Origin of the sequence: Saccharothrix sp. CB00851 (assembly GCF_001905065.1) — a bacterium.
Taxonomy (GTDB): Bacteria; Actinomycetota; Actinomycetes; order Mycobacteriales; family Pseudonocardiaceae; genus Actinosynnema.
Genome location: NZ_LWLC01000064.1, coordinates 1 through 9,905, shown reverse-complemented (window position 1 = coordinate 9,905; position 9,905 = coordinate 1). Strand labels below are relative to the sequence as shown.

The 9,905-nt window shown below is 73.6% G+C and carries 7 protein-coding genes; 5 read left to right on the top strand and 2 right to left on the bottom strand.

The annotated features are described in order from the left end of the window. The first annotated feature begins 661 nt into the window (after nucleotides 1-661). Together A6A25_RS38575 and A6A25_RS38570 are read left to right on the top strand one after the other, a co-directional pair. Complete coding sequence (locus A6A25_RS38575; RefSeq protein ID WP_073899005.1) at nucleotides 662-1,237, top strand: TetR/AcrR family transcriptional regulator; 576 nt, start codon at nucleotides 662-664, stop codon at nucleotides 1,235-1,237. After that, a complete protein-coding gene (locus tag A6A25_RS38570) occupies nucleotides 1,221-2,657 on the top strand; it encodes a nitrilase-related carbon-nitrogen hydrolase (protein ID WP_083669016.1) in 1,437 nt (478 codons plus the stop codon). The genes A6A25_RS38575 and A6A25_RS38570 overlap by 17 nt, the downstream gene beginning before the upstream one ends. Here A6A25_RS38570 and A6A25_RS38565 read toward each other — a convergent pair. Continuing rightward, a complete protein-coding gene (locus tag A6A25_RS38565; RefSeq protein ID WP_073899001.1) occupies nucleotides 2,618-4,810 on the bottom strand; it encodes a M20/M25/M40 family metallo-hydrolase in 2,193 nt (730 codons plus the stop codon). The genes A6A25_RS38570 and A6A25_RS38565 overlap by 40 nt on opposite strands. Nucleotides 4,811-4,875: 65 nt before the next feature. Between A6A25_RS38565 and A6A25_RS38560 the strand changes: the two genes are divergently transcribed. Further along, complete coding sequence (locus tag A6A25_RS38560) at nucleotides 4,876-5,817, top strand: GNAT family N-acetyltransferase (protein WP_073898999.1); 942 nt, start codon at nucleotides 4,876-4,878, stop codon at nucleotides 5,815-5,817. Nucleotides 5,818-5,839: 22 nt separating this feature from the next. On the opposite strand, the gene A6A25_RS38555 is transcribed toward A6A25_RS38560, so the two are convergent. Continuing rightward, nucleotides 5,840-7,411: a serine/threonine-protein kinase gene (locus A6A25_RS38555; RefSeq protein WP_073898997.1), complete on the bottom strand. Its 1,572-nt coding sequence runs from the start codon at nucleotides 7,409-7,411 to the stop codon at nucleotides 5,840-5,842. 410 nt (nucleotides 7,412-7,821) lie between these two features. Here A6A25_RS38555 and A6A25_RS38550 point away from each other — a divergent pair, with 410 nt between their 5' ends. Both A6A25_RS38550 and A6A25_RS38545 read left to right on the top strand, forming a co-directional pair. After that, nucleotides 7,822-8,619 carry an SAM-dependent methyltransferase gene (locus A6A25_RS38550; RefSeq protein ID WP_073899335.1) on the top strand — a complete coding sequence of 266 codons (798 nt, stop codon included), beginning with the start codon at nucleotides 7,822-7,824 and terminating at the stop codon, nucleotides 8,617-8,619. Further along, complete coding sequence (locus tag A6A25_RS38545; RefSeq protein ID WP_073898995.1) at nucleotides 8,620-9,789, top strand: cytochrome P450; 1,170 nt, start codon at nucleotides 8,620-8,622, stop codon at nucleotides 9,787-9,789. It abuts the gene before it with no gap. Nucleotides 9,790-9,905: the final 116 nt, after the last annotated feature.

Sequence of the window (9,905 nt, the reverse complement as noted above, 5' to 3'; positions counted from 1 at the left end):
CCACGCACCGCTCGCGCCGCCCCGCCCCGCACCGCTCGCACCCCTCCGCCACCGCACCGCTCGCGCCGCGTCGCCCGCACCCACGCCCCGCGCCCGCACCCCAGCCCCCGCACCAGGCCCCCGAGACCGCCCCACGCTCCCGCACCCCTCCGCCCGCCACACGACACCGCCCAGCACGCACTCCCACGCCGCCGCACCCGCTGCACGCCGACCGACACACCGCCGCACCCCTTGACGCCGACCCGCACGCCGCCGCAGCCCTCCACGCCAGCCCGCGGGCCACCACACCCGTTGCACCCCGGCCCGCCCGCAGCCGCTGCCCGCCGGTCGCAGCCCCTGCACACCGACCAGCGCGCCGCCGCAGCCCTTGCCCGCCGACCCGCACGCCCGCCGCAGGCCTCCACGCCAGGCCCGCGCATCCCTCCACACCGACCCGCGCGCCGCCGCACCCGTTGCACGCCGGTCTTCCCACCGCCGCAGCCCCCGCCCGCCAGCCCGCGCACCCTCTGCCCGCCGGCCCGCACGCCGTTGCACCGCGCCGCAGGTTCTCGGATTCCGCAGGCTCACAGATTCGCGGGCCGGGGTAGGCCGTTTGGGTGTGCCGAGACGGTTCGCGCACGCGGTGTGTACGGCGTAGACTGGAGGCGTGTACGTTGTACACATGAACGACACGGCTGGGAGGTTGGGGGCGGCGGCGTTGGCGATCTTGGTGGCGGAGGGCGCGCAGGCGGTGACGATGCGGCGGGTGGCGGCGGAGGCCGGGGTTACGGCGATGGCCACGTACCGGCACTTCGCCGGCCGCGAGGCGTTGTTGCGGTCGGTGGTGGATCGGGCGGTGGCGGAGGCGACCGGTGGCTGGGGCGAGTTGGGGCGTGGGCTGCCGTTCGCGCGGCGGGTCGACGAGTTGACCGACGCCTTCCTGGACTTCGCGCTCGGCCGGCCGCACCTCTACCAGTACCTGGTCACCGAGCACCGGCCGGACGCGTTGCGGTTCCCGGACGACTTCCGCACCGGCGGGTCGCCCGCGTTCGCACCGGTGTTCGCCGCCGTCGAGCAGGCCATGGCGGAAGGCGTGCTGCGCGACGACGACCCGCTGGAGGTCACGCTGGCCATCACCACGCCGGTCGTGGGACTGGTCCAGTTCTACCTGGGCGGCCGGGTGAACATGTCCGAGAACGACTTCCGCGCGCTGTGCAAGCGCACCACGGGAAGGGTCCTCAATGGACTCATTACGTAACCGCATCCTGTTGGCCCTGGCGGCGATGTGCTCGACCGCGCTGTTCCAACTCGGCACGGGCCTGGCACCGATCGCCGCGGTGACCTGGCTCGCACCGCTCCCCGTCCTCCTCGCCGCCCCGCGCACCTCCGGCCGCGTCGCCGCCTGCCTCGCGTTCGCCTCGTGCCTGCTGGGCCTGACCAACAGCTGGCCGTTCCTCGCCCACTCGCACGACCTGCCGCTGTGGCCGTGGGGTGTCGCCGTCACGGTCGGCCTGGCGGCGACCTTCGCCCTCGCGGTCGCGCTGTTCCGGGCACTGCTCGTCAACGGCCGCACGCTCCTCGCCGTGACGACCGCACCGGCCGCCTGGGTCGCGGTCCTGTTCGGCGTGGCATCGGTCAACCCCACGGGCATCATGGGCACGTTGGCCACCACGCAGGCCGACGTGCCGCTGATCGTGCAGACCGCCGCGATCACGGGCGCGTGGGGCGTCGAGTACCTGGTCCTCTTCCTACCGGTCGCGGTCGCCGCGGCACTGATCAAGCGGGACGCGCGGATCGCCGTGGTCGCAGCGACAGTGCTCGCGGTGGTGCTGATCAACGGCGGCGTGCGGCTGTCCCTCGACGACGGGCCGACACGACGCGTCGCGCTGGTGGCGAGCAACCACCACGGCTGGGCCACCGACCTGGGCACACCGGCCGGCACCGAACTCGTGGCCGCATACGCGCGAGAGGTCGAGGCACTGCCGGACGGCGTGGAAGTCGCGGTGCTGCCGGAAGCCGCGTTCGGCGCGCACGAGGCCCGGCCCGCGCTCCTGGTCGACACCCTGACCGCGCTCGCCCGCGTGCGGGGCATCGACATCGTGGTCGGCTTCGCGCAGTGGACGGACGGCCGGAAGTACAACTACGCCTTGACGTTCCCGGCCTCCGGCGCCGAACCCGTGCGCTACCTCAAGCACCACGACAGGGTCAGCCCACGGGGGCACGACCTCACGCTCCTCGGCACGACCGGTGTCATGGTGTGCGGGGACGTCAACCACCGCGACCCCGCCGCCGACTACGCGATGGCGGGCGCACGGCTGCTGGCCGTCCCCGCGTCCGACGAGAAGGACAACGGCTGGCAGCACAGCCGCACCGCGTTGCTGCGCGGTGTCGAGCACGGGGTGGCGGTGGCGTGGGGCGGGCGGTACACGCGGCTGATGGTGGCCGACGCCCGCGGTCGGGTGGTGGCCGAGGCGGACACCGGCGGCCCGGCGCCCTTCACCACGGTGGTCGCCGACGTGCCGACCGGTGACGGGCCCACGCCGTACGCGCGACTGGGTGACTGGTTCGCGTGGCTGTGCGTGGGTTTCGCGGTGATGGTCCTGGTCCGCTACCGGGTCGTCACCCGATCGGGTCGATCTCAGAACCGGAACGCGGCACGCACCACGGCGGCGTCGTAAGCGCGGCTGCCGGACTGGACCGGCATCGTGTCGGGTGGGCGCGGACCGACCAGGGACGCCGCTTCGGCGGGCAGGCCGGGCCAGTGGTCGGTCACGGTCAGCTCCAGCGGTGCGCCGGGGGCCAGGTCGCACGTGATCTCGCGGCTCGACGGGCCGTACAGCTCGAACGCCGAGCCGGGGAGGTCCGTCGCGCCGAGGCGGCAGGCGCGCAGGCCCTGATCGGACAGCGTCACGTGCGTCCGCCACGCCCGCGCGGTCGGGGTGACGCGGAACGTCACGGTCCTCACGGCCGCGTCCGCGGAGCCGAGCGGGGTTGCCGTGGGGGCGGGGAGGTTCAGCGCGGGTGCGGCGGCACGCATCAGGGTGCCGGTCGGCATCGGGTACGGCAACGTCACCCGTTCCGGGTTCTCCCCCAGCACACGGGACGTCCACTCGTCGGGCTCGGGGTCGGCGGAGAGCCAGCTCGCACCGCCCGTGTCCTGCAGGTAGACGAGGGCGTTCGGGCGCGGGTGGTCCGGGTCGAAGTCGGCCCGCACGGTCCCCGCGGTGATCAGACCCACCGCGACCGCCGTCACGACCACAGTCGGCGTCCACGAGCGGAACGTCGTGAGCAGCGGCAGCAGCAAGATGCCCGCCAGTACCGCGAACACCACGGCCACGGCGCTCAACGGCATGCCCAGCGCCACCATCATCGTGCCGACCAACGGCGGGAAGATCGCCGCCGCCACGAGCGCCGGGAGGAACACCGCCCGGGTCGTCCACAGCGCGGGCAGGCCGAACAGCAGCGTCCACTGGAACAGGAACCCGGCGCCCGGCACGGCCACCGTCGCGGCCACCAGCAGCACGGCCGTCACGACCAGCACCCCGGCGACCACGTCCGACGACGACCACCGGCGCACGACCCGGGCCGCGGCGAGCAGCACCGCCACCCCGAGCACGCAGAACCCGGCGACGAACCAGCCCCGCTCGTACGGCTCGGACAGCGCCAGGAAACCCAGCCCCGGCCGCACCGCGGCCACCAGCGTCCACACCCCGAACGACACCGCGCCCGCCACGACCACCGCGCCGACCGCCACCCCGGCCACCGCGACCACGCCCCGCCACCGCAGACGTCCACTCCGGACACCCAGGACCAGCAGCGACACCAACACCGCCACCGTCACCGCCGCCAACACCACCGCGAGCCACGTCGGGTAGTGCACCAGGAGCCGGGAGAACAGGTCGAAGTACACCGCGTCACCGCCACCGGCACGCAGGTCGCGGTCACCCAACGCCCGTACCAGGCCGACCATCGTCTCGCCGTGGTGCTGCAGGCTGCCCCGGTCCAACCGCTCCAGGTCGTCGTAGGGCGAGTGGTAGTCACGCACGTGCTCGATGAACGCGCTGTTCAACCCCCGTGCGCCCGCTTCCTGGAACACGGTGAAGTCGCTGTAGTTCGGCATCCGCCGGTAGACCTCGTAGGCGAACGAGTTCGCGATCGGCCTGCTGCTCGCCGCACCGAACGCCGACACGAACGGCGCGTTGTCGGCACCGGTCTGGAACATCCACACCGGCCCGCCGCTCCCCCGCGCCTCCCAATTCAGCACCGCGCCGACCCCGTCCACCCCGTTGCGCCGCACGTACGCCTCGGCGCCGAGCGTCCCGGCCTCCTCTCCGTCGGTGAACAGGAACACCACGTCGTTGCCCACCGCGCCGGTCCTCACCGCGCGCAACGTCTCCAGCATCGCCGCGACCGCCGCACCGTCGTCGGCCGCGCCCGGACCGGTCGGCACCGAGTCGTAGTGCGCGACCAGCAGCAACGCCTTGCCGCCGCTCAGCGCCGGGTCCGTGCCGCGCACGCGTGCCACGACGTTGTGCGCGGTCGCCACCCGGGCCACGCCCCGCCACGGCACGACCACGTCGTCGGACTCCACCGTCACCTCGGCGCCGAGGGCGCGGGCGGTGGTGACCAGGTAGTCGCGGACGCGGTCGTTGTCCGCCGAACCGATCGGGTGAGGTCGTTGCGCGATGGCCGTCAGGTGCTGCTCGGCGCGCCCGGCGGCGAACTCCCCCGGCGGCGCGTCGGCCACCGGCTCGGGCGGCCGGAACGCCAGCACGGCCAGCGCACCGATCCCCGCGACCACCATGAGCAGCGCCGACACCCGACTGATCATCCGCAGACCCTAACCCGGCGGAAACCCGATCGACACCGCCTCGGGCGCGGCGCACCATGTGCGCCATGAACGCCCTTCCCGCCGGTCACACCGTCCGGCCGCCCCGCCCCGAGGACGCCGAGCTGATCCTCGGCCTCGTGCACGCCTACACCACGGCGGTCATCGGGTTCGCCGACTACACGCTCGAGGACATGTGCGACGAGCTGCGGCGCCCAGGCTTCGACCTGGAGCGCGACGCGTGGCTGGTGCTGGGCCCGGCGGGTGAGCCGGTCGGGTACGCGACGACGAACGGCAAGAGCGGCAGCGACGAGGTCGACGTGGACGTGGTCTCGGCGGACCCGGCGATCTCCGACTGGCTGTTCACCAGGGTGCTGGGCCGGGCGCGGGAGATCGGGCGCGAGGGCGGGCACGACGAGGTGACCGTCGACCAGGGCGTCTACCGCGACGACACGGCGTTGCGGGCGCGGGTGGCGGCACTGGGGTTCGAGGCCGCCACCACGTTCCACCGGATGCGGATCGACCACGTCGGTGACGTGCCGCCGCCCGCGCCGGTGCCGGGGCTGGTGCTGCGGCAGGGCGTGGACCCCGCCGTGCGGCGGACCGCGCACGAGGTGTGGAACGCGTCGTTCGCCGGTCACTTCGGGTTCGTGCCGAAGACCTACGAGGCGTGGCACGAGAAGCGGGAGAGCAAGTCGACCTTCGACTGGTCGGGGCTGTGGCTGGCCGAGCTGGACGGGCGTCCGGCCGGGTTCGCGACGTGCACCGACCAGTTCACCGACGAGAACTGCGGGTACGTCGGCCACCTGGGCGTGGTGGCGGAGGCGCGGGGGCGCGGGGTGGCGAAGCACCTGTTGGGGCACGCGTTCCACCTGAACGCGTCCGCCGGGCGGGTGGGCACGATCCTGCACGTCGACTCGAACAACCCCACGCCCGCGCTGGGGCTGTACGAGTCGGTCGGGATGCGGCCGGTGCTGGTGATCGACGCCTGGCGCGGCCGGCTGGCGTGACCGGGGCGGTCGTCGGAGAGGGCTAGGTGTTCTGCTGGCTGTCGATCGCCCACTGCCCGTTGACCTTGACCAGCGTGTAGAGGTGCTGCTCCGACTGCGTTCCACCGGACTTGAACGTGTACGACACGGTCGCCGCCACCTGCTCAGGGCCGACCGCGCGCACGTTGCTCACGGTCACCGCGCTCATCTGGCCCCACCAGGCCTGGTAGTCGGCGAAGCTCGGCGACCGCGCGGCCTTGAACCCGTCGGTGAGGCGGCCGTAAGCGGTTTCCAAGTCGTTCGGCAGCAGGCCGTAGTAGTCGCTCAACGCCTGGTCGGGGCCCACTTCGGCGGGTGGCTGGGCCGGGCTGGGCGTGGTCGTCGTGGGGGCGGCGGTCGTGGTCGGCTCGGGTTCCTCGGTGGTCTGGGGTGCGGCGTCGGTCGTCGTCGGGGCGGCGGCGCTGGTGGTGACCTCGCCGGTGGCGGTCCCGCCGGTGGTGGTCGGTCCGGCCGACGGTGAGCCGGCGTCGTCGCCCCGGTTGAGCAGGTACGCCACGGCGGCGATGGAGATCAGGGCCACGACGGCGAGCGCTATGAGCGCCTTGCGGTCGCCCCGCTTCTCCTCGCCCGGCGCGGCCGGGGTCACCCCGTGGGTCGGCGTGGGTGGGGTGGGAGCCGGAGGGGTGGGTTTGGCCGGTGCGGGTTCGACGGTCGTCGGCTTGGCCGGTTCGGGTTCGGGGTCCGGCACGGGTTCGAGGGGCGCGGCCAGGATCGCGGTCGGCGCGGGTGCCGGCGGCGGAGGCGGTGACGTGCCGTCGAACCGCACGTCGCGCAGCATCCGCTCCGTGTCGGCCATGGTCGGCCGGGTCTCCGGGTTCGGGTCGAGCAGGCGCATCAGCACGGGCGCCAACGGCCCGGCGTTGCGCGGTGGCGGGAACCGGCCGTCCGCGACCCGGTGCAGCAGGGCGATGGTGTTGCCGTCCACGCCGAACGGCGGCGTGCCCTCCAGTGCCGCGTAGAGCGTCGCGCCCAGCGCGAACACGTCGGCCGGGAACTCGCCCTTGCCGCCGCGCGCGACCTCCGGGGCCAGGTAGGCGGGGGTGCCGACGAGCATCCCGGACGCGGTGACGGTCGCCTCGTCGGCCGCGCGGGAGGTGCCGAAGTCGGTGACCTTGACCGTGCCGAACTCGGTGACCAGCACGTTGCCCGGCTTCACGTCCCGGTGCACGACGCCGGCGGTGTGCGCGGCGGCCAGCCCGGACGCCAGCTGCACGCCCAGCCGGGCCACCTCCTCGGGCGGGAGGGTGCCGCGTTCGGTCATCACCGTGGCCAGGCTGCGCGACGGCAGGTACTCCATGATCAGCCACGGGTGGCCGTCGTGCTCGACCACGTCGTACAGCGCGATCACGTTGGGGTGCGACAGGCGGGCCGCGATGCGTCCCTCCCGGATCGCGCGGTCGATCGACTCCTGGTCGAACCCGGTGCGGGACAGCAGTTCCTTGACCGCGACGACGCGGCGCAGCCGCTGGTCCTCGGCGCGCCACACCACCCCCATCCCACCCGTGCCGACCCGCTCGGTCAGCCGGTACCGGCCTGCGATTGTGCGGTCCTCCACCCGTGCTCCCAACGTCGCGCGCACGTCTGGCGACGGGGGTACCCGATCGGGTCATCCCTCGAACGTGCGTTTCAGTCGTAACACTTCCAGTGGCGGTTTGTCCCTTCACCACGCGGGTCGACCGGTGAGTCGCGCACCACCCCGCTTCGGCACCGGCGCGGGGGTTCGGAGTCCTATGTGGACGCCCGGTGATCGCTCCGACCGCCGCGGGCCGCCGGGTCGACGGCACTTGTCGTTGGGCGACTTTGCTCCGATTGGCCCAAGCCGTGGTCGGCGCGGTGGTGAGCGGTTCAGCCGGGCCGGTCGGGGGTCGGCTGCGAGCTGGAGCGGTTGAGCGGCGTCCGGTGCGGGTGGTGCCGCCGGCTAGGCTGGTCCGGCCGGAAACGACACCGTCCGTGGAGGAGATCACCGTGGCCGTTCCCGACTGGGTGCCGGCGGGCATCGACATCGAACGGCCGTCCGCCGCCCGGGTCTACGACTACCTCCTCGGCGGCGGCCACAACTTCGCCGGTGACCGGGTGGTCGGCGACCTCATCGCGACCCGGTTACCGCACGCCCGTGACATCGCCCGGTCCAACCGGGCGTTCCTGCGGCGCGCGGTGGGCTTCATGGTCGCCGGTGGTGTCACGCGCTTCCTCGACCTGGGTTCCGGCATCCCCACCGTGGGCAACGTCCACGAGATCGCGCAGCGCGCCGAGCCCGCCAGCCGCGTCGTCTACGTCGACTACGAGGACGTCGCCGTGGCGCACAGCCGACTGCTGCTCCGGACGGACGAACAGACCGAGATCGTGCAGGCCGACCTGACCGACCCCGACAGCGTCCTCGCCGCGCCCGAGGTCGATCACCTGGTGGACACCGACGAACCGGTCGGGTTGCTGATGGTCGCCGTGCACCACTTCGTGCCCGACCACAAGGACCCGGCGGGGCTGGTCGCCCGGTATCGGGCCGCGTTGCCGCGGGGCAGCTACGTGGCCATCTCGCACCTGACCGCCGACCACGACCCGGAGGGGATGGCCGAGGTGACGGCGGCGATGGCCACCAGCCCGGACCCGATGTTCTTCCGGCCGTACGAGCGGGTCGTGGCGCTGTTCGACGGGCTTGAGCTCGTGGAACCCGGTGTGGTCGACGCGCCGCTGTGGCGGCCCGAACCCGGTGCGCCCGCGGGACTCGCACGGGGCGTGTACGCCGGAGTGGGGCGGGTCGCCTAGGTGGACTACCCGATCGCGCGCCGTCCCGGGTTCGACCCTCCGGCGGAGTTCGCTTCGCTGCGGGAGGAGGCGCCGGTGTGCCCGGTGTCGTTGCGGCACGGGCAGCAGGCGCACCTGGTGACGCGGTACGACGACGTGCGGGCGGTGCTGCGGGATCACGGCCGGTTCTCGTCGGATCCCGGCCGGCCGGGTTTTCCGCAGTTGCGGCCGGTGGTGGACCGCAAGGCGGCGCCGGGGAGCTTCCTGGTCACCGATCCGCCCGAGCACACCCGGTACCGGCGGATGTTGACCGGTGAGTTCACCGTGCGGCGGATGAACGCGTTGCGGCCCGAGGTGGAGCGGATCACGCGGGAACGGTTGGGGGCACTGCGTTCCGGGCCTCGGCCGGCGGACCTGGTGACGGCGTTCGCGCTGCCCGTGCCGTCCGACGTGATCTGCCTGTTCCTCGGCGTGCCGGTGGCGGACCAGGAGTTCTTCTCCAGCCGCAGCCGTGCCCACCTGGACCGGTCGTTGCCGGCGGAGCAGGTGCGGGCGGCGTTGGAGGAGCTGCACGGGTACCTGGCCGACCTGATCCGCGCTCGTCGGCAGGCGCCGCGGGATGACCTGATCAGCCGTTTGGTGCGGGAGCCGGGGTTGACCGACGAGGAGGCCGTCGGGATGTCCGTGCTGCTGCTCGTGGGCGGGCACGAGACGACGGCGAACTCGGTCGCGCTGTCCGTGCTGGCGTTGCAGCGTGATCGGGCGTGGTGGGAGGCGCTGGTCGCGGAGCCTTCGCTGGTGGAGCGGGGGGTGGAGGAGCTGCTGCGCTACCTCAGCCCCGTGCACCACGGGGTGGTGCGGGCGGTGACGGGTTCGGCGACCGTGGGCGGGACGGCGCTCGGGCCGGGCGACGGCGTGATCGCGTCCCTGTTCGCCGCGAACCGCGACCCGGCCGCGTTCCCCGACCCGGACCGCCTCGACCTGCGGCGGGACGCGCGGACGCACCTGGCGTTCGGCAGCGGGGTGCACCAGTGCATCGGCCACCTGTTGGCGCGCTTGGAGATGCGCGTCGCACTCCGGGCCCTGGTGACGGAACTACCAACCCTGCGCCTGGCCGTGCCGTTCGAGGACGTCGAGTTCAAGTTCGACGCCCCGATCTACGGCCTCCGTTCCCTGCCGATCACCTGGTAGCCCGCGCCGGACGGCGGCGGGCGACACGACGGGACCGGCGGCGGCGCGCGCGGTGCGGGCAGCGGGCACGGTGCGGGCAGCGGCGCGCGCGGTGCCGGCAGCGGGCGCGGTGCGGG